This window comes from Shinella sp. 838, assembly GCF_029623935.1.
GTDB lineage: Bacteria > Pseudomonadota > Alphaproteobacteria > Rhizobiales > Rhizobiaceae > Shinella.
This window is the reverse complement of record NZ_JARSBQ010000002.1, coordinates 44,670-64,056: the sequence shown is the minus strand read 5'-3', so window position 1 is coordinate 64,056 and position 19,387 is coordinate 44,670. Positions and strand designations below refer to the sequence as shown.

19 protein-coding genes are annotated in these 19,387 nt (G+C 64.3%); 6 read left to right on the top strand and 13 right to left on the bottom strand.

Features of this window, described 5'->3' with window-relative positions; all coding sequences use genetic code 11:
- Window positions 1–13: 13 nt before the first annotated feature.
- Window positions 14–862 carry a TIGR01459 family HAD-type hydrolase gene (locus P9A16_RS07870; protein WP_023517185.1) on the bottom strand — a complete coding sequence of 283 codons (849 nt, stop codon included), beginning with the start codon at window positions 860–862 and terminating at the stop codon, window positions 14–16.
- Between the two features lie 319 nt (window positions 863–1,181).
- On the opposite strand from P9A16_RS07870, the gene groES reads away from it, so the two are divergent.
- The 3 genes from groES to P9A16_RS07855 all read left to right on the top strand — a co-directional run bounded on the left by groES (window position 1,182) and on the right by P9A16_RS07855 (window position 4,211).
- Window positions 1,182–1,478: a co-chaperone GroES gene (groES, locus tag P9A16_RS07865; RefSeq protein ID WP_024271046.1), complete on the top strand. Its 297-nt coding sequence runs from the start codon at window positions 1,182–1,184 to the stop codon at window positions 1,476–1,478.
- 53 nt (window positions 1,479–1,531) lie between these two features.
- On the top strand, window positions 1,532–3,172 hold the full coding sequence (gene groL / locus P9A16_RS07860; protein ID WP_023517468.1) for a chaperonin GroEL: 1,641 nt from the start codon (window positions 1,532–1,534) through the stop codon (window positions 3,170–3,172).
- A 592-nt stretch (window positions 3,173–3,764) separates the two neighbouring features.
- Window positions 3,765–4,211, top strand: a complete 447-nt coding sequence (locus tag P9A16_RS07855) for a hypothetical protein (RefSeq protein WP_023515296.1) — start codon at window positions 3,765–3,767, stop codon at window positions 4,209–4,211.
- Window positions 4,212–4,217: 6 nt separating this feature from the next.
- On the opposite strand, the gene P9A16_RS07850 is transcribed toward P9A16_RS07855, so the two are convergent.
- From P9A16_RS07850 to P9A16_RS07820, 7 genes are all read right to left on the bottom strand, one after another.
- On the bottom strand, window positions 4,218–7,016 hold the full coding sequence (locus P9A16_RS07850) for a bifunctional diguanylate cyclase/phosphodiesterase (RefSeq protein WP_023515297.1): 2,799 nt from the start codon (window positions 7,014–7,016) through the stop codon (window positions 4,218–4,220).
- Window positions 7,017–7,200: 184 nt separating this feature from the next.
- Window positions 7,201–8,418: an NAD(P)/FAD-dependent oxidoreductase gene (locus P9A16_RS07845; protein ID WP_037408348.1), complete on the bottom strand. Its 1,218-nt coding sequence runs from the start codon at window positions 8,416–8,418 to the stop codon at window positions 7,201–7,203.
- A gap of 105 nt (window positions 8,419–8,523) precedes the next feature.
- Window positions 8,524–9,231: a glutathione S-transferase C-terminal domain-containing protein gene (locus P9A16_RS07840; RefSeq protein ID WP_023516045.1), complete on the bottom strand. Its 708-nt coding sequence runs from the start codon at window positions 9,229–9,231 to the stop codon at window positions 8,524–8,526.
- Window positions 9,232–9,361: 130 nt separating this feature from the next.
- Entirely contained in the window at window positions 9,362–10,057 is a 696-nt protein-coding gene (gene hisG / locus P9A16_RS07835; RefSeq protein WP_278025635.1) for an ATP phosphoribosyltransferase, read from the bottom strand.
- Complete coding sequence (locus P9A16_RS07830; RefSeq protein ID WP_023516047.1) at window positions 10,054–11,187, bottom strand: ATP phosphoribosyltransferase regulatory subunit; 1,134 nt, start codon at window positions 11,185–11,187, stop codon at window positions 10,054–10,056. The genes hisG and P9A16_RS07830 overlap by 4 nt, the downstream gene beginning before the upstream one ends.
- A 1-nt stretch (window position 11,188) precedes the next feature.
- Window positions 11,189–12,712: a histidine--tRNA ligase gene (hisS, locus tag P9A16_RS07825; protein ID WP_023516048.1), complete on the bottom strand. Its 1,524-nt coding sequence runs from the start codon at window positions 12,710–12,712 to the stop codon at window positions 11,189–11,191.
- 86 nt (window positions 12,713–12,798) lie between these two features.
- On the bottom strand, window positions 12,799–13,434 hold the full coding sequence (locus tag P9A16_RS07820; protein WP_037408328.1) for a helix-turn-helix domain-containing protein: 636 nt from the start codon (window positions 13,432–13,434) through the stop codon (window positions 12,799–12,801).
- Window positions 13,435–13,682: 248 nt separating this feature from the next.
- Here P9A16_RS07820 and P9A16_RS07815 point away from each other — a divergent pair, with 248 nt between their 5' ends.
- Window positions 13,683–14,114 (top strand): hypothetical protein, encoded by a 432-nt coding sequence (locus P9A16_RS07815; RefSeq protein ID WP_023517095.1) that lies wholly within the window; start codon window positions 13,683–13,685, stop codon window positions 14,112–14,114.
- A gap of 167 nt (window positions 14,115–14,281) precedes the next feature.
- Here P9A16_RS07815 and P9A16_RS07810 read toward each other — a convergent pair whose 3' ends face one another.
- Window positions 14,282–14,500, bottom strand: coding sequence for a hypothetical protein (locus tag P9A16_RS07810; RefSeq protein ID WP_023517094.1), 219 nt, complete (start codon window positions 14,498–14,500; stop codon window positions 14,282–14,284).
- Between the two features lie 159 nt (window positions 14,501–14,659).
- A complete protein-coding gene (locus tag P9A16_RS07805) occupies window positions 14,660–15,286 on the bottom strand; it encodes a DNA-3-methyladenine glycosylase I (protein ID WP_024271043.1) in 627 nt (208 codons plus the stop codon).
- A gap of 218 nt (window positions 15,287–15,504) precedes the next feature.
- Between P9A16_RS07805 and P9A16_RS07800 the strand changes: the two genes are divergently transcribed.
- A complete protein-coding gene (locus P9A16_RS07800) occupies window positions 15,505–16,245 on the top strand; it encodes a L,D-transpeptidase (RefSeq protein ID WP_023515777.1) in 741 nt (246 codons plus the stop codon).
- A 131-nt stretch (window positions 16,246–16,376) separates the two neighbouring features.
- Complete coding sequence (locus tag P9A16_RS07795; protein ID WP_023515776.1) at window positions 16,377–17,084, top strand: L,D-transpeptidase; 708 nt, start codon at window positions 16,377–16,379, stop codon at window positions 17,082–17,084.
- Window positions 17,085–17,138: 54 nt separating this feature from the next.
- Here the strand turns inward: P9A16_RS07795 and P9A16_RS07790 are convergent, their stop codons facing one another.
- From P9A16_RS07790 to P9A16_RS07780, 3 genes are all read right to left on the bottom strand, one after another.
- Window positions 17,139–17,582, bottom strand: coding sequence for a hypothetical protein (locus P9A16_RS07790; RefSeq protein WP_023515775.1), 444 nt, complete (start codon window positions 17,580–17,582; stop codon window positions 17,139–17,141).
- Window positions 17,583–17,657: 75 nt separating this feature from the next.
- A complete protein-coding gene (glcF, locus tag P9A16_RS07785; RefSeq protein ID WP_023515774.1) occupies window positions 17,658–18,956 on the bottom strand; it encodes a glycolate oxidase subunit GlcF in 1,299 nt (432 codons plus the stop codon).
- Window positions 18,957–18,967: 11 nt separating this feature from the next.
- Window positions 18,968–19,387, bottom strand: coding sequence for a hypothetical protein (locus tag P9A16_RS07780; RefSeq protein ID WP_023515773.1), 420 nt, complete (start codon window positions 19,385–19,387; stop codon window positions 18,968–18,970).

Sequence of the window (19,387 nt, the reverse complement as noted above, 5' to 3'; positions counted from 1 at the left end):
ACGACCGTCTCCGTCACTGCAGCCGGGGCATCCACCATTTCGGGTGAGTGCCCTCCTCCTTCAGGAAGGCCGAAAGCTTCGCCTCGTCGGTGCGGCCGGCCTCGACATAATGCTGCGCGTGAATGCCGCCCGAAATATAGAGCACATCGAGCCCGAAGGCCTCCGCGCCGCGCACGTCCGTCGGCATGCCGTCGCCGATGGCGATCACCCGTGAGAGATCGAAATCGCCATGCACGTCGCGCGCCTCGGCAATCGATTTCTCGTAGATCGGCCGATGCGGCTTGCCGGCGATCTGGCTCGTGCCGCCCAGCTCCTCGAAGAGCTTGGCGATCGCACCGGCACAGGGGATGAGCCGGTGGCCGCGCTCGACGACGAGATCGGGATTGGCGCAGATGAAGGGCAGCTTCCGTGCCGCAAGCGCCGTCAGCTCGGCGCGGTAATCCTCGACAGTTTCCGTCTCGTCGCTGCGCAAGCCTGCGCAAACCACGATGCCCGCTTCGTCCAGCCCGACCGGTTCGACATCGAGGCCGTCGAGCAGAGGCAGGTCCTTTTCGGCACCGATGAAATAGATCTTCTTCGGCCCTTCCGCGATCAGCGCACGGGTGACGTCGCCCGAGGTGACGATGCGGTCATAGGCGTCGTCGGTGACGCCGAGGCCGCGGATTTGCACCTTTACACCGGGATGCGGGCGCGGCGAATTGGTGATCAGCACGACGGCAAGGCCAGCGGCGCGGGCCGCAGCAAGGGCTTCCGATGCATAGGAGAAGGCTTCGACGCCATTGTGCAGGACACCCCAGACGTCGCAGAGGGCCACGTCGTAATGCTGCGTGATGTCGCTGAAGGATTGGATGCGTTGAGCCATCAGGGGGTTCCCGTATCAAGGTCGAGCCCGGCTGACATCGCAAAGCGGGGGCAAGAAAACAAGCCTCTCCACACAATTTTGCCCCATCCACCGGCAAACTGCCGAAAATTCATCGCGGCGTCTTGATGGCGTGCGATGGCGCTCCCATCTGGCGGCTGGGTAACCATTCCGGGCGAAATATTTTGGAGGCGCCGTTCTTGACTCCAACCGCCCCGCCGCCTATCTCGGCATCGCTAGCACTCATGAAAGACGAGTGCTAACATCAATCCACCGGATCCATCTCGCGATCCGCAATGTCATTTGATCGAGGGATAAGACAATGGCAAGCACCACCTTCCGCCCGCTTCACGACCGCGTCGTCGTTCGTCGCGTCGAATCCGAAGCCAAGACCAAGGGCGGCATCATCATTCCGGACACCGCCAAGGAAAAGCCGCAGGAAGGCGAAGTCGTCGCCGTCGGCTCCGGCGCCCGTGATGACTCCGGCAAGGTCGTCGCACTCGACGTCAAGGCTGGCGACCGCGTTCTGTTCGGCAAGTGGTCGGGCACCGAAGTCAAGCTCGACGGCGAAGACCTTCTGATCATGAAGGAAGCCGACATCATGGGCATCATCGGCTGATCTGCCGGTAATCCCTTTCCAATTCAGCTGACACCTCTTCAGGAGTTCTCACAATGGCAGCCAAAGAAGTCAAATTCGGCCGCACCGCGCGCGAAAAGATGCTGCGTGGCGTCGACGTCCTCGCAGACGCAGTGAAGGTAACGCTCGGCCCGAAGGGTCGCAACGTCGTTATCGACAAGTCCTTCGGCGCACCGCGCATCACCAAGGACGGCGTTTCCGTCGCCAAGGAAATCGAACTGGAAGACAAGTTCGAGAACATGGGCGCCCAGCTCGTCCGTGAAGTTGCTTCCAAGACCAACGACATCGCCGGCGACGGCACGACGACGGCAACCGTTCTTGCCCAGGCTATCGTTCGCGAAGGCCACAAGGCCGTTGCCGCCGGCATGAACCCGATGGACCTGAAGCGCGGCATCGATCTCGCCGTCGCCGAAGTCGTCAAGGATCTCCAGGCCAAGGCCAAGAAGATCAACACCTCGGAAGAAGTCGCCCAGGTCGGCACGATCTCCGCAAACGGCGACAAGCAGGTCGGTCTCGACATTGCCGAAGCCATGCAGAAGGTCGGCAACGAAGGCGTCATCACGGTTGAAGAAGCCAAGACCGCCGAAACCGAACTCGAAGTCGTCGAAGGCATGCAGTTCGACCGCGGCTACCTGTCGCCCTACTTCGTGACCAACCCGGAAAAGATGGTCGCCGACCTCGAAGACGCTTTCATTCTCCTGCACGAGAAGAAGCTCTCGAACCTCCAGGCGATGCTCCCGGTTCTCGAAGCCGTCGTCCAGACCGGCAAGCCGCTGGTTATCATCGCTGAAGACGTCGAAGGCGAAGCCCTTGCTACGCTCGTCGTCAACAAGCTGCGTGGCGGCCTCAAGATCGCTGCCGTCAAGGCTCCGGGCTTCGGCGACCGCCGCAAGGCCATGCTGGAAGACATCGCCATCCTGACGGGCGGCACGGTCATCTCCGAAGACCTCGGCATCAAGCTCGAAAACGTAACGCTCGACATGCTCGGCCGTTCGAAGAAGGTTTCGATCTCCAAGGAAAACACGACGATCGTCGACGGTGCCGGCCAGAAGGCTGAAATCGAAGGCCGCGTCGCGCAGATCAAGGCCCAGATCGAAGAAACCACCTCCGACTACGACCGCGAGAAGCTGCAGGAACGTCTTGCCAAGCTCGCTGGCGGCGTTGCCGTCATCCGCGTCGGCGGCTCGACGGAAGTCGAAGTGAAGGAAAAGAAGGACCGCATCGACGACGCCCTCAACGCGACGCGCGCTGCCGTTCAGGAAGGCATCGTACCGGGCGGCGGCGTTGCCCTGCTCCGTTCTTCCACGAAGATCTCCGCCAAGGGCGAAAACGATGACCAGGAAGCTGGCATCAACATCGTTCGCAAGGCGCTCCAGGCCCTGGTTCGCCAGATCGCCGAGAACGCTGGTGACGAAGCTTCGATCGTCGTCGGCAAGATCCTCGACAAGAACGAAGACAACTACGGCTACAACGCCCAGACCGGCGAATACGGCGACCTGATCTCGCTCGGCATCGTCGATCCGGTCAAGGTTGTCCGCACGGCTCTGCAGAACGCCGCTTCGGTTGCCTCGCTGCTGATCACGACGGAAGCCATGATCGCCGAACTGCCGAAGAAGGATGCACCGGGCGGCATGCCTGGCGGCATGGGCGGCATGGGCGGTATGGACATGATGTGATAGGCGAAAGCCTATTGCAGCGTGACCATCAAGCTTCGCCCATGCATTAAAGTTGGTTCAGCGCGTCAAGCGCGCTGAACTGGCGGCATGGACATGATGTAAGACCTTCGGGTCCTGCATCTGAGCCATCAGGTTCAGTTCGGAAAGGGCGGTCTTCGGGCCGCCCTTTTTGCTTTTGGGGTGGCAGAGGACCTGCATCGTTACCGTGAAAAGAATTTTTCCATTTGTACAATAATTATCAAAAAGTCGTTGATGGTATCAAAAAACCAACTATAAAGACGCACCAAGTGAACTTTAAAGATTCACCGGGGTTCAGGCGCTGAAAATCGACGGTATTGCAGTCGATTTGTCGTGCAGCCGGATGTCCCCAAGCATTGGAAAGAAACCGCCGGGGGACCTGCATGAAGGTCAGCGGCGGTCTTCACGCGTACGTCCGATCCGATAGCAAAGACGGAGCCGGGCGCAGTTCTGTACATGAGAAAGTGGTTCGGCGGGCTTCGATGGTTGTCAGCCGGCACTGCTTTTTAGCGTGTTTTGCGCCATCAAGGGCGAGACATGTCGGCCAAATTCGAGCAACTGCCTGAGGTCGTAGGTGTTCAAAATAATCAAGACTGATCTCTCGTCGCCCTTTCTGCCGGGCTCGATGGAGTTCGACGAGACGGACAATGAACTGCTCACGCAATATTGCGTGACGGAGCGCTGGACCGGTGATCTTTCCAACGGCCTCTTCACGCTGGGTGACAAGGCGGCGACGGCGCATGGCCTGCCGCAGCGCGCCTGCGGCCTTCTGAACCTCATCCGCTGCTACGAGCCGCTGGATCGCACGCGCGTGCTGGAGCTCTTCGAGCAGGCAGCGGCGTCCTCCTCGTCCTTCTGCTTCTCCACGACCATTCATCTCGACGGCGCGCCGCGCCAGCCGGTGTTCTGCGTCGGGGAATCGACAGGCCTCGAGGAAAAGTACGCCGGCTCCATCATCGGCGTCTTCATCTTCCCCCGCTTCCAGATCGACCTCGCCGGCCGCCGCTTCAAGCGGCAGTAAGGCGGCTCAGGCCGCCTCGCTCGCGTCGAGATCCGGGCGGATGCGCTCCACCGGAACCGGCCGGCCGAGGAAGTAGCCCTGCGCCTCGTCGCAGCCCTCGTCGAGCAGGATGTCGAGCTGGCTGCGCGTTTCCACGCCTTCCGCCAGAACCGGCACGCGCAGCGTCTGGCCGAGCGCCAGGATGGCGCGGATGATGGCCTTCGCTTCGGGGCTCGCCTCCACCTCGCTCATGAAGCTGCGGTCGAGCTTGATCTTGTCGAAGGGGAAGGCGCGCAGGGTTTCCAGCGAGGAATAGCCCGTGCCGAAATCGTCGATGGCGATGGTGACGCCGAAGGCCTTGATGCGGCGGAGGGTCTGGAGGGCGCGCTCCTTGTCGCCGATAATGGTCGATTCCGTGATTTCCAGCTCCAGCCGGTGCGGGCTGAGGCCGGTGTCCAGCAGCACCCGGTGCACGAGGTCGGCGACGTCGGCATTGCCGAGCTGTACCGGCGACAGGTTGACGGCGATCTTGTGCCCGTTGTTCCAGGTCGCCGCCTCGCGGCAGGCTTCGCGCAGCACCCATTCGCCGATCGGCAGGATGGCCCCGCATTCTTCCGCGATCGGGATGAAGTCGCTCGGCGGTATGGTGCCGCGCACGGGATGGTGCCAGCGCAACAGCACCTCGTAGCCGATCGTATCGCCGGAATTGACCGCCTTCTGCACCTGGTAGTGCAGTTGCAGCTCATTGCGCTCGACCGCCTGCCAGAGATCGTTGGCGATGAGGCGACGGCTGCGGGCGGCCTCGTCCATCGAGACCTCGTAGAAGCAGACCCGTTCGGTCAGCGCGTCCTTGGCACGGTACATGGCAAGGTCGGCATTGTTGAGGAGAGCTTCGAGATTGTCGGCATCCTGCGGATAGATCGCGACGCCGAGGCTCGCACCCGGCTTGATGTCGTAGCCGTCGATGCGGATTTCCTCATGCAGGCAGGCTTCCAGCCGCTGGATGAAGTCGTGGAGTTCGGCGATATCCTCGAAACGCTTAGCGGCGGCAAATTCGTCGCCGCCGAAACGGGCGACGGTTTCATCTGCCTCGAGGCAGGCCTGCATGCGCTTCGACAGCGTCATCAGCACCTCGTCGCCGGCCGCATGGCCACGCGTGTCGTTGATTTCCTTGAACTTGTCGAGGTCGATACCGATCACCGCCACCTTGCTGCCGGACCGGCGCGCCGAATCCAGATCGGCCTCGAGGCGGTTGTTGAAGTTCGCGCGGTTCGGCAGGCCCGTGAGGCTGTCGTGGCGGGCGAGGAAGGAGATCTGCTCCTCCGAGCGCAGCCGTTCGGAAATGTCCTCATAGGTGGCAACCCAGGCGCCATCCGGCAGCGTGCGGTAGCGCAGCTGCACGGAAACGCCATTCGACAGCTTCTCGACAAGAACGCCGCCATCATTGGCCAGAATGGCCGCCCGGCGTCGGGCGTACATGTCGCGCGCCCGCGGCTTCCAGATTGCCGGATCGACGAAGACGTCGGCGACGCCCTGGTCGACGATCTCGCGCAGCGTCATGCCGGGGCGGATACGGCCTTCCGGGAAGCCGAAGAGTTCGCTGTAGCGCTTGTTGGCAAGCAGCAGGCGCTCGTCCTTGTCGAACAGGCAAAGGCCCTGCGACATGTTCTCCAGTGCGAGGTCAAGGTTCTTCGTCACCTCGGCGAGACGGTCGGCATCGGCCTTTTCCTTCGTCACGTCCTTGGTGATCTTGGCATAGCCGACGAGTGCGCCGCCCGTGTCGTAGATCGCGTCCAGCACCACATTTGCCCAGAAGCGCGAGCCGTCCTTGCGATAGCGCCAACCTTCGCTCTCGTACTTGCCCTCTTCCCGTGCGGTGGTCAAAGCCCGCTCCGGCACGCCGGCCGCGCGGTCTTCCTCGCCGTAGAAGCGGGAGAAATGCTGGCCGACGACCTCATGCGCCTTGTAGCCCTTGTTGCGCTCCGCCCCCTCGTTCCAGTTGGCGACGCGGCCTTCCGGGTCGAGCATGTAGATGGCGTAGTCCTTGACGCCCTGCACGAGCATCGCGAACTGGCGCGTGCTCTCGTTGGCGGCAAGCTCGGCCTGCCGGGCGAAAACGGCGGCCGTCAGGCCGGTGAAGAGCAACGACAGGGCCACGGCGGCGATCAGCGGCACCATCAGGCTGGTCGACAGCATCGTGTCGTCGGGCGCCGGCATCAGGCCGGGCTCGATGGTCACGGCCGCCATGGCGGTGAAATGCAGCGAAACGACGCCGAGGGCCATCAGCACGGTGGCAAGCGCGCGGTCGCGCAAGCGCGCCTGCGGGCGCATGCAGAAGACAAGTGCAAGCGCGCCGAAGAGACCCGCACATATGATGGACGCCACGACATAGGCCGTATCCCAATGAATGGTCCCCGGCACCTCCATTGCAGCCATGCCAATATAGTGCATGGAGGTGATGCCTGCACCGAGCAGGAGCCCACCGGCGACAGCCGCGACCGTACCGGCAAAGTAGGCGGCGACGGCAAGGCCGATCGTCGTGACGACAATCGCGATAGCCAGCGAAGCCATCGTGAGCTCCATATCGAAGCCCATGAGCACGCCGGGATCATAAGCCAGCATCGCGATGAAATGGGTCGCCCAGATGCCGAAGCCGCTCGACGCGCCGGCAACGCCCAGCCAAAGGGTACGCGCGGTCCCCTTGGCCACCCCCGCTCTTTGCATCAGCGTCACGGCAACATAGCAGGACAGGAAGCAGATCAGAGCAGCGAGCAGGACAAGTCTCAAGTCGTGCTCGACGGTAATGCAGGTCAAGATGCGGAGCATAAAGGTCACCGAGGGGAGGCAAGATCGCTCCAATCAGCCGGACAACCCTAAAAAATCAATGAATTGTGGGAGCCGGGCAAAATCCGGCCTCCCTTAGGTTAGTTCATACTTAATAAAAATCAAACCGGCACAACTGTTCTAACCAGGAACAAACATTTCGCTCAACCTGCGCGCACACCGGCCTTCAGAGCGTCAGGGCCTTGAGATCCGTTGCGGGATCCTCCAGGGCTGCACGCTCGGGTGTGCGCTCCATCTCGATCAGCTTCTTGCCGACCACATAGGCCTTGGCATCGTTGACCGCATCGACGGCGATCAACCTACCTGCACGGAAGTACCAGACGGAGACGCTGCCCTCGCGCGCACCGGGGCGCACAAAGGTGTCGTCGAACCCCATGCAGAAGCCGGCGATCTGCAGCTTGACGTCATACTGGTCGGACCAGAACCACGGTTTCGGCTCGTAAGGCGCCTCGCCACCGGCAATGACCGCGGCAGCGGCCTCGGCCTGGTCAACCGCGTTCTGCACGGATTCGAGCCGAACCCGGCTGCCCTTGAAGGGCAGCACCGCGCAGTCGCCCATGGCGAAGATCGCCGGATCCGAGGTGCGGGCCTGGGCATCGACGACGATGCCGTTCGCGACCTCCAGCCCGGCATCGCGCGCCAGCTGGTCATTCGCGGCAACGCCGATGCCGGCGATCACCACGTCGACGGGCAGGACGAAGCCATCGGAAAGCTCCGCACCGGTGACCCGGCCGTTTTCGCCGAGCAGCCGGACGAGGCCGGTCTTTTCCCGCACATCGACGCCGCGCGCCGTGTGGATCGCCTTGAGGATCGTGGCGGTTGCCGGCGAGGCGACACGGGCGAGGATGCGGTCGGCCATCTCGATGACGGTGACGTGCAGCCCCCTGCCCCGTGCGACCGCCGCCGCTTCAAGGCCGATATAGCCGCCGCCGACGACGAGCGCCCGGCGACCCTCCTGCATTTCGAGGCCGAGGCGGTCGGCATCACGGTAGTCGCGCACGGTGAAGACGCCGTCGAGGTCGCCGCCGATCTCGGCCGGCAGACGGCGCGGCGTCGCGCCGGTGGCGAGCGCCAGCACGCCGTAGTGCAGCGTCGAGCCGTCGCTGAGCGTCACCGTCTTTGCGGCGCGGTCGATGGCAGTGATCTCGGTCGAGAGGCGGATCTCGACATTGTTGTCCGGGTACCAGCTCTCCGGCCGGAACATCAGCCGGCCGAGGTCCGCCTCGCCAAGCAGGTATTTCTTGGAGAGCGGCGGGCGCTGATAGGGATGGCTCGCCTCGGCGGCGATGATGGTGATCGGCCGCTCGTCCTTCAGCGCACGCAGTTTGGCAACCAGGGCAAAGGCGGCCTGACCGCCACCCGCAACAACCAGTCTTCCCGTCACGATGTCTTCCGCCCCGTTTTCATTCTGTTTTTGCCTCCGGCAGAGGTAGCCCGGCGCGGCGGATGCCGTCAACGCACCGCCGCGCCGCCCGATTTTTCGTTTGCGTCAGGCTTTTGCCGGAATCTCCAGGCCCTTGATGGCCGCCGGGCGGGCCAGGCAGCGCTCCAGCCAGGCCATCACGGCCGGGAAGCCTGCATAGTCCAGCGCCGCGCGACCGCCATAGAAGACATCAGCGCCGCGGATCCACGGGAAGGTCGTGATGTCGGCGATGGTGTATTCGTCGCCCATGATCCACTGGCGATCCTTCAGGCGGTCTTCGAGGATAGAAAGCAGGCGCTTGGCTTCGTCGCGGTAACGCTCGGCAGGGTAGGAATTGTTGGCCACCTTGTCGGCGGCGAACTTGTAGAAATGACCGAACTGGCCGAACATCGGCCCGACGCCACTCATCTGGAACATGACCCAGGCAAGTGTCTCGTAGCGTCCGGCGGCATCGGCCGGAATGAGCTTGCCGGTCTTCTCGGCGAGGTAGACGAGGATCGCGCCCGATTCGAAGAGGCCGATCGGCTTGCCGTCCGGGCCGTTCGGATCGATGATCGCGGGGATGCGGCCGTTCGGGTTCAGCGAGATGAAGTCCGCCGACTTGACGCCCTCCGGCCCGAACTCGATGCGGTGCGCCTCATAGGGCAGACCAAGCTCCTCCAGCGCGATCGATACCTTCACGCCGTTCGGCGTCGGCAGGGAATAGAGCTGGATGATGTCGGGGTTCTTTGCGGGCCACGTCTTGGTGATGGGGAAGGATGACAGGTCTGCCATGGAGGACTCCTTGCGATGGGACCTCATAGATAGGACAGATCGCCGAACGATGTCAGGGTGGCGCGGGAATTTTCCGGTCGAGGAAAGAGGGCCAGCAGCAGCCGGCCGCCTCTCGCCGCATGCCGAGCCTTCAGAGTGCGCCGCGCACCCGCGTGATGATTTCGGCGATCACCGCATCGCCCTCGTGCTCTGCCTTGCGGGCGCGCACGAGGCAGGCTTCCGACTTGAGGATCACGCCGTCAGAGAGGATCTTCAGATGGTTGGCTGTCAGCGTCGAGCCGGTCGAGGTGATATCGACGATGATGTCGGCCGAGCCCGTGGCCGGCGCCCCCTCGGTCGCCCCCAAGCTCTCGACGATGCGGTAGAGCTGGATGCCGTGATTGCCGGAAAAGAACTGCTGCGTGAGGCGCCAGTATTTCGTTGCGATGGTGAGACGCCGGCCATGGCGGGCACGAAAATCCTGCGCGACGTCGCCGAGATCGGCCATCGTATCGACGTCGAGCCAGATTTCCGGCACGGCGACGACGACATCCGCATGGCCGAAGCCGAGGCGGGCGCAGAATTCGACGCGGGCATCCGCCTCCGCCAGCCCCTCACGCACCAGATCCTCACCGGTCACGCCGAAATCGACGGTGCCGTTGGCGATCTCGCGGGAGATTTCGGAGGCCGAGAGGAAGGCAATCTCGATATCGTCGCGTCCCTCGATGCGGCCGCGATAGGAGCGGTCGTTGCCGACGGCGACAACGGAGAAACCGGCGCGCGCGAGCACGGCGGAGCTGTCTTCCTTCATGCGTCCCTTGGAGGGAAGGCCGATGGTAATGGTCATGCGGCAGCCCCCTTCACGCCCGCGATACGGTCGAGCCAGAGCGAGAAGCCGACGGCCGGAATGCGCTCCTTCGCCCCGAGCAGGGTCAGCAGCCGGTCGAAGCGACCACCGCCGGCAAGCACCAGGGCTTCTCCGGCCGGCGCGATCTCAAAGACGAGACCGGTATAATAGTCGAGCGGGCGGCCGAAGGCGGCGCGATAGGTGATCGTCGCGGGATCGACACCGGTGGCGCGGAGCGCCGCGACGCGGCTTTCGAACGGCTCGAGTGCCGCGCCGAGCGAAAGGCCGGCCTTTTCCGCGAAGGCGGCGAGTGCGCCCGGGGCCTCGGAAAGGTTCAGTTCCAGCGCCAGGAACTCCTTGAGAAGCGCCAGCGTGCGGGCATCGAGCCGTGTGTTGGCCAGTTCCATCTTCTCACGCAGGCGCCGGGCGATATCGGCGGGGCTGCGGCTGGCATTGGTAGAATAGCCGGTCGCCTCCATCGTCGCGTCGATATGGGCGATCAGCGTCGCCTCGTCGTCGAGCTTGCCGAGAATGGCGAGGCGGTCGACCTCCGGGCCGAAGACGCCGTCGCGTGCCGGATTGGAAAGGTCGGCCATCAACCGCTGCAGCTGTGCCTGGTTGCCAAAGGCATGAACGAGCCGCTTCTGCCACCCGCCCGGCAGGCCGCAGGCCGCCACGACAGCCTCGAAGACCGCCTGGTCGCCGAGCACCACGGAGAATGCAACGCCCGGCAGGCGGTTCATGAGAACGGCCAAGGCGTCATGCACCGCGCGCGCATCGGCCTTCGCGACGTCAGGCTCGCCGAGATCCTCGATGCCGGCCTGGTAGAACTCGTTCGAGCCCTCGCGGCGCTGGCGGAACACCTCGCCGAGATAGGCATAGCGCTTGGGCGTGCCGGTCGCCGTCTCGATATGGCGAAGGCAGACCGGGATGGTGAATTCGGGCCGGAGGCACAGACTCCTGCCGGTCTCGCTCTCCGTCAGGAAGATGCGCCGCCTGAGGTCCTCGCCCGCCATGTCGAGAAAGGGCTCCGCCGGCTGGATGACCGGCGTGTCCACACGCTCCGTGCCAAGCCCTTCGAGATCGGCGATGAGATCGGGCGCGAAAGCAGGGAGGTTGACGAGGGGCATATCAGCCGACCCGCGCCCGGTCTTCGGCCTGTGCATCGAGGATTTCACGAACCCTGGCGACGAGCTCGGCCTCCGGGACAGAGACCTGCGCCACGCGGGCCTCGCGCCAGGCGATGTTGTCCTCGATCTCGCCGGAAAGGCGCTTGCCCTCGATCAGGTCCTTGATCTGCACGAGGCCTTCGGCGCGTTCGTCGCCGCCCTGGATAATCGCAACGGGGGCGCCGCGGCGGTCGGCATATTTCAGCTGGTTGCCGAACTTCTTCCAGTTGCCCTGGTACATTTCGGCGCGGATGCCGGCAGCGCGCAGTTCCTGTGTGAAGCGCTGGTAGCGGCCCATGCTCTCGATGTCGCCGTCCATGACCGTGACGAGCACGGGGGCGACGACCTCGTCCTGGCCGAGCTTGCCGAGGTTTTTCAAGGCCGTCATCAGGCGGGAAACGCCGATGGAGAAGCCGGTGGCCGGCACCGGCTGCCCCATGAAGCGCGACACGAGGCCGTCATACCGGCCACCGCCGCCGACGGAGCCGAAGACGACCTTCTCGCCCTTCTCGTTGGTCACGGCGAACTGCAGCTCGGCCTCGAAGACGGGACCGGTGTAATATTCGAGGCCGCGCACGCAGGAGGGATCGACCTTGATGCGGCCGGCATCGTAGCCGGCGCTCGCGACGAGCTTTGCGATCTGCTCGAGTTCCTCCACGCCCTCGCGGGCGCGCTCGTTCTGCCCGAAACGGCTATCGAGCGAGGCGACGGTCTCGAGGTTGTCGCCGAAGGACGCGGTGTCGAGCACGCCGACCAGCAGCTCGATCCCGACAGGGTCGAGGCCGACGCCCTTGGTGAAGTCGCCGCTTTCGTCCTTGCGCCCCGCGCCGAGAAGCTCGCGGACGCCGGGAATGCCGAACTTGTCGAACTTGTCGAGCGCGCGCAGGGCATTGAGACGGCGCGCCGTGTTTTCCTCGCCGCCAAGGCCCACGACCTCCAGCATGCCGTCGAGAACCTTGCGGTTGTTGACGCGGATGACGTAGTCACCGCGGGCGATGCCGAGGGCTTCCATCGTGTCGGCAAACATCATGCACATTTCGGCATCCGCCTGCACGCCGGCAGCGCCGACCGTATCGGCATCGAACTGCATGAACTGGCGGAAGCGGCCCGGACCCGGCTTCTCGTTGCGGAAGACGTAGCCGGCGCGATAGGTGCGGTAGGGCAGCTGGATCTCGTTGAAGTTCTCCGCGACATGGCGGGCGAGCGGCGCCGTCAGGTCGTAGCGCAAGCTCATCCACTGGTCGTCGTCGTCCTGCAGCGAGAAGACGCCCTCGTTCGGGCGGTCGCTGTCCGGCAGGAACTTGCCGAGTGCGTCGGTATATTCGAAAAGCGGGGTTTCGACCGGATCGAAGCCGTAGTGCTCGTAGACCGCGCGGATCTTCGCGGTCATTTCGGTGAGGGCGCGGATGTCCGCGGCGTCACGGTCGACGAAGCCGCGCGGCAGGCGGGCTTTCAGCTTCTGCGGTTTTTTCTGCTTTTCGCTCATCGGGATACCCGAAATTCCTGTATTTCCGTTGCGGTTTCCCTAGCGGATTGGGCGGGCAGCGGCAAGGGCGGAAGCGCCCGGCGGCGTCACGGTCGGCGCGACAGCGCGTCCCAACTGTGCACGATGACGGCAGAAGCCGTCGGCGCTTCGGCGGCGGGGATGAGGATGGAATGGGTGTCGCCGCGAATGATGCCGCGCATTTCCGACTGAAAGGAAAGCCGCTTCATCTGCACATGGCCCTCCGGGATGGAGGTGACGGACAGTGCCGTGCCGCCGTAGATCTCGATGCTGGCGATCTCGCGGGCGTAAAGGCCCGCCACCAATGCCCGGTCCTCCAGACAGTCGCGGTAGGAGCCGGTGATGTAGCGGCGGATGCTGGTTCCGACGACGGCACGCATCTCCGGGCTTTCGCGATACTCCTGCTGCGAGCCGCCGAGATAACGGATGTCGCGGCCCTCCCAGAGATTGCGGCTGTCGTGCGCGTTGAGGATCGCCTTCAGCAGGCGACGCTCGGTCTGCGCGTCGGCACGGCGCAGGAAATCGACGATGGCGCCGGTGGCGCGCAGATCCGGCACCGCGACGCCGCGCTCCCAGCGCGAGACGGTCGTCGGCGAGAAGCCGAGCTTCCAGGCAATGTCGTCCTGCGTCAACGCAACCTTGAGGCGATAGGCGCGCAGCTGGTCGATAAGGTCATGGCCCGTGGAGAGGACGAAATCGGACATACTCAACCCATGGAAGCAAGCATAGATTTCCGCATCCCTCAGTCGAGCAAACGACCAGCGAGCCTGCTTTCTGATGAGCCCGATGTCGATTACCCTTGAGCCTAGGTAAACGATCATCACGACCGTTTGGCAAGCGGCCAGCGGCGATCGCTTGAATGTTTTCCAACCGGCAACGACCGAGCCGCACCGGTGCCTTCCCGTCGGCACCTGGTGCCCGCCGGCGGCAACACCCTCTCGGACCGGACCGCATGAGCTTGAAATCGCCTCTGACCGCCTCTCGCCTCGCCCAGGTGGCGGAGCTTGCCGGCATGGACTGCCGGGAGATCGAAACCGCCTTCGTCTGCGAGGAATGGAGCGCGGAACTGTCGACCGGCCTGCTCCGGCTCGGGACCGAGACGGCGCTCCTGCACGGCATAGCCGGCCCGCCCTGCGGCGTCATGGATCTCATCCGCCTCTATGATCCCGCCGACTGGGCGAAGGTGCTGCAGGCGCTGGAGGACGCGGCGACGCCACCGGTCACGTTCAGCTTCGCCACGACGATCCGCCCCGGTCCCGGCCTCTACCGGCCCGTTTTCTGCTTCGGCCAGTCGGAAGAAGCGGGCGGCACGATCAACGGCACGTTCGCGGTGGCGCGGCTGTGCGTCGAGATGAACGCGGAGCGCCCGAACCTGCTGAACTGATCCTGGTTTCGGCGCCCGTCTCAACGCCGCGCCTGACGAGGCGGGTTCTCGCACCGACGCCCGTCTTCCCGGCCGGCCGGCGACGAACGCCCGGCACGCACGTCGAAAAACGGCGAAGGCCCGCCGATTTCCTGGCGGGCCTCTCTACGGTTCCATGGATTGATGCGTCACTCGGCCGCCGGATTGCGATGCGCCGCCGAGGCCTCGACCAGCGAGGCCGCGATAGCCCGGGCCATCAGCAGCGTTGTTTCGCGAATTTCGGTGTTGGTGCCGCTTCTTGCCGACCGGATCAGGCGAAAGCCCTCCCGGAGCATGATCTCCTGCGCCTTGTCACAGGCCCAGCCCTCGAGTCGAGAATCGTCCATTACGGGTGTGCTCGCCGCCATTTGTCCCCTCATGCCAAATCATTCAGCACAAAGCGGCACGTCGCTACTACGCACGCGTACGCCGACCCCAGAACTTGCGATGTATGATTTTGCCGCTCAACCTCAAGCTACATGATTCGCTGTAGAATCAAAGATATATTTGTGGCGGCAAGTCCTGAATTATGGCCGTTGCAGCTGATTTCTCTTCTCTTCGACTTCCGCGCGGCAAAAACAACCTTCCACGTGATCGTTGACGAGGCCCATGGCCTGCATGAAGGCATAGACGGTGGTGGGGCCGACGAAGGTCCAGCCGCGCTTCTTCAGGTCCTTTGAAAGCCGGACGGAGGTGGGTGTCGTCGGATTGGCGACGATCGTCTCCCAGTCTACCCGTGCCGGCCGTTCGCCCGGGCCCGGCTCGAAGCTCCAGAAATAGCGGGCGAGCGTGCCGAACTCATCGCGCAGCGCCTGCGCCCGGCGGGCATTGTTGATCGTCGAGACGATCTTGCCGCGGTGGCGCACGATGCCGGCATCGGCAAGGCAGCGGGCGATGTCGTCATCGCCGAAATTGGCAACCTTGTCGAAATCGAAGCCGGCAAAGGCGGCGCGGAACCCCTCGCGCTTGCGCAGGATGGTGAGCCAGGAGAGGCCCGACTGGAAGCCTTCGAGGCAGATCTTCTCGAAGAGGCGCTGGTCGCTGACGACGGGATAGCCCCACTCCGTATCATGGTAACGGCGGTAGTCATCCAGATTGCCGGGCCATGCGCACCGCACCCGCCCGTCATCGCCGTCCAGAAGTCCCTTTGTCATACGCGCTCTCCGTTGCCTTTTTGTTCCGCTTTACCACTCATCAACCACATTTGGAAAGCGGGTAATAACCCTACTCAAAGCTTTATCGCCGACGTCGATATCGAATGAACGCCCGTTTACCATTCCCTTCATCGCAGGGTGCAAGCATCCCCGTCGAACCGGCGCTGCATTCCAGTTCCCGCGGCGCATCCCGGCACGATCAGTAGCGAGTACGTCCGATGTTGATACGAATCCTCCTTGCAACGACCCTTCTGTGCACGACCACGGTGGCCCAGGCGAACGAGCGCTACATGAGCCAGCCGCCGATCATCGTCAGCCCCGACCTCACCGCACCCTGGCTGATGCAGCTTACCGGCGGGGGCGTGCAGCCCGCCGTCAACACACGCCGCATCATCCAGCGCCAGAAGGTGCAGCAGCGCCGCGTCCTGCGCCGCGAAGGGGCGGCCCGTGTCCAGCAGGTCTCGGCGACCGGCACGGCGCGCAATCCGATCAAGTCGAAATTCGACCCGACATATCTGCCGCAGCTCGTCGACTATGGCAGCGAGCACAAGCCGGGCACCATCGTCATCGATACCAACAACCGATTCCTCTACCTCGTCCTCGATGGCGGCAAGGCGCGGCGCTACGGCGTCGGCGTCGGCAAGCCGGGCTTCGAATGGGCCGGCGCCCACAAGATCACCCGCAAGGCCGAGTGGCCGAGCTGGACGCCGCCGAAGGAAATGGTCGCCCGCGAAGCCGCCAAGGGCCACTACCTGCCGGCCTTCATGGAAGGCGGACCGGAAAACCCGCTCGGCTCGCGTGCCATGTATCTCGGCTCGACGCTCTACCGCATCCATGGCACCAACGCGCCCTGGACGATCGGCTATGCCGTTTCCTCGGGCTGCATCCGCATGCGCAACGAAGATGTCGTCGATCTCTACGAGCGCGTGAAGGTGGGCACCAAGGTCATCGTGATCTGATTCTGTGGTATCGGGGCCACAAGGCCCCGAAGAAATCCGCCCTCACAAGCGTCTTACTGCCCGGGAGCCGGCTTGAAATCAGTCGAGAGTCGGTTAGCCTCGCAGAATTGAGGATTGAGAGGGACTATACCATGCGGAAATACGCATCGATCTTGCTGGCCGCGACCGTCGCGGCCACGGCGATCATGCCGGTCTCGTCGGCGAATGCCTTCCCCGCGGCCCGCACGGGCGACCGGGTCGAGACGGCCTCCGATGTAACGCTCGTCGCCCAGCCAAGCAAGAAGCAGGTCGCGTCGAAGTACAAGCGCACCAAGGTGCGCTTCGTCACCGACCAGGCACCGGGCACCGTCATCGTCGATACCAACAACAAGTATCTCTACTATGTCGAGGGCAACAACAAGGCGACGCGCTACGGCATCGGCGTCGGCCGCGACGGCTTCGGCTGGTCGGGCGTGGTGAAGGTCGGCCGCAAGGCCGAATGGCCCAGCTGGACGCCGCCGGCCGAAATGCGCCGCCGCGAGGCCAAGAAGGGTCGCATCCTGCCCGTCACCCAGGCCGGCGGCGAGGACAACCCGCTCGGCGCGCGTGCGCTCTACCTCTTCAAGGGCGGCCGCGACACGATCTTCCGCATTCACGGCACGAACCAGCCCTGGACGATCGGCCAGAACATGTCGTCGGGCTGCATCCGCATGATGAACAAGGATGTGGAGCATCTCTACGCCCGCGCCGATATCGGCACCAAGGTCATCGTCGTCGGCCCCGGCAACCGTCAGGGCAGCGTGAGCTACAACGACAAGGGCGTCGATTTCTTCGGCAACCTCTTCGGTTTCGGCGGCTGATCCGCCGCTTGCCGCAGACCGTTTGGACGCCGGCCTTGCGCCGGCGTCTTGCGTTCAGCCGAGGGAGCAGCCGATCGTTCCCGCGCGCCGGATCGGCTCATCGAGGTCCGCGCCTTCGATCTTCAGCGTATAGGTGCCCTCGTAACCGGTTTCGTCCTCGCCGGCCTTCGTCATCATGACGAAATCGAGCGCTGCAAAGGGCTGGTTGTCACCGGATTCGGCGTGGACGAGCAGGCGCAGTTCACCATCATGCAGCCAATGGTGCGTGAGGAAAGACTGATCGAGCGTGACCTTCCTGTCGAGCCCCTTCTGGGCGAGATCCTTCGGCAGCTCGATCGAGCCGCGGAAATTCAGGATGCCGCCGAGGCTGTAGCTGAAGCCCGCCTCCCCTTCGAACGTGACGTTCCTGTCCTTTACCGCACAGCTGAACCCGCCGGTGGCGAAGGCGGGCGTAGAGAGGGCAGCAAGGGCGGCGAGCGAAAGCATGAGGCGGCGCATGGGCATCTCCGATGGGCTGGAATGCCGCCTGTCTAGCAATCCGCGGGCGAAGCGGCTGTTCCGCGCGTGACAGGCTCAGGAAAGCACGGCAGGCTTCATTCCGCCATAGGCCCAGTCGATGAGTTCCACCGTGTGCAGGATCGGAATGGCCGTGCCGGTCGCGATCTGGGTGATGCAGCCGATATTGCCGGTGGCGATGATGTCCGGCTTGGTCGCCTCGATGTTCTTGACCTTGCGCGCCTTCAGCTTGCCGGAAATCTCCGGCTGGAGGATGTTGTAGGTGCCGGCAGAGCCGCAGCACAGGTGCCCTTCCGCCGGATCGCGCACCGCAAAACCCGCTTTCTTCAGCAGTGTCTTCGGCGCCATGGTGATCTTCTGGCCATGCTGCATGGAACAGGCGGAGTGATAGGCGACCGTCACCCCCCGCGCCTCCTGCTGGGGCAGGTCGAGCGTCGCGAGGTATTCCGTGATGTCCTTGGCGAGGGCGGAGACCCGCGCAGCCTTGTCCGCATAGGCCGGATCGAGGCGCAGCATGAAGCCATAGTCCTTGATCGTCGTGCCGCAACCCGACGCCGTGATGATGATCGCATCGAGCCTGCCCTTCTCGACCTCGCCGAGCCAGACATCGACATTGCGCCGCGCCGCCTCCAGCGCCTGCTCCTCGCGGCCCATGTGGTGGACGAGCGAGCCGCAGCAGACTTCGCCCGCCGGCGCCACGACCTCGACGCCGAGGCGGGTGAGGAGGCGGATCGTCGCGGCGTTGATCTCGGGCTTCAGCACCGGCTGGGCGCAACCGGAGAGGATCGCGACCCGCCCGCGGCGCGGGCCGGCGGCCGGATGCGTGCCCGGCCGCGCGCCGGCCGAGGCCTTCGGCAGGGCGCGGGGCGCAAGGTCCAGCATGGCACCGAAGGGTTCGAGCGGCTTGAAGCGCTTGAGGAGGCCGGCAAAGGGCCGGCCGAACGCCGCCGCCTTCAGCGCCAGGCGGAACCGGCCCGGATAAGGCAGCACGGCGGCGAGGATGTTGCGCGTCAGCCGGTTCCAGAACGGGCGCTTGTAGGTCGCCTCGATATGCATGCGGGCATGGTCGACGAGATGCATGTAATCGACGCCGGAGGGACAGGTCGTCGTGCAGGATAGGCAGGAAAGGCAGCGGTCAATATGCGTCACGACCTCGGCATCCGCCGGCCGGCCGTTCTCCAGCATGTCCTTGATGAGGTAGATGCGGCCGCGCGGGCTGTCGAGCTCGTTGCCCAGCGTCACATAAGTGGGACAGGTGGCGGTGCAGAAGCCGCAATGCACGCATTTGCGCAGGATCTTCTCCGATGTCGCGACATGCGGATCGGCAAGCTGCTCGGCGGTGAAATTGGTCTGCACGTCGATACTCCCTAGCGCAGCATGCGGTTCATGCGGGCTGCGATGATGTAGGCCTTCTCGGCCTGGGTGACATGAGCCGCGGCCAGCGCCTCCTGCCCGGCCGGTGTGATCGTCAGCACATTGTCGCGCCGCGAGGGATTGAGGGGCATGTAGCTGCTGTGGCGGGCGAGCGTGAGATAGCCCTTCTTGATGAGGGCGCGCATATCCGGTGTCAGGGGCGGAAGCCCTCGCGCGCCAACGGTCGCCGACGGGCCGACGTCACCGCACAGCCACCAGAGGAGCGCCATCTGTCGGCGTGCCGCGCCCAGCACCGCCAGCGGCGCAGCGGGCAAGGTTCCCCAGCGGGCCTTGTCCTCGCGCGCCTGATCGACACGCTTCTTCCACGTCCGTGCCTGCTGCCTCGCAATCGAATCGCCCGCCAGCCGTCCCAT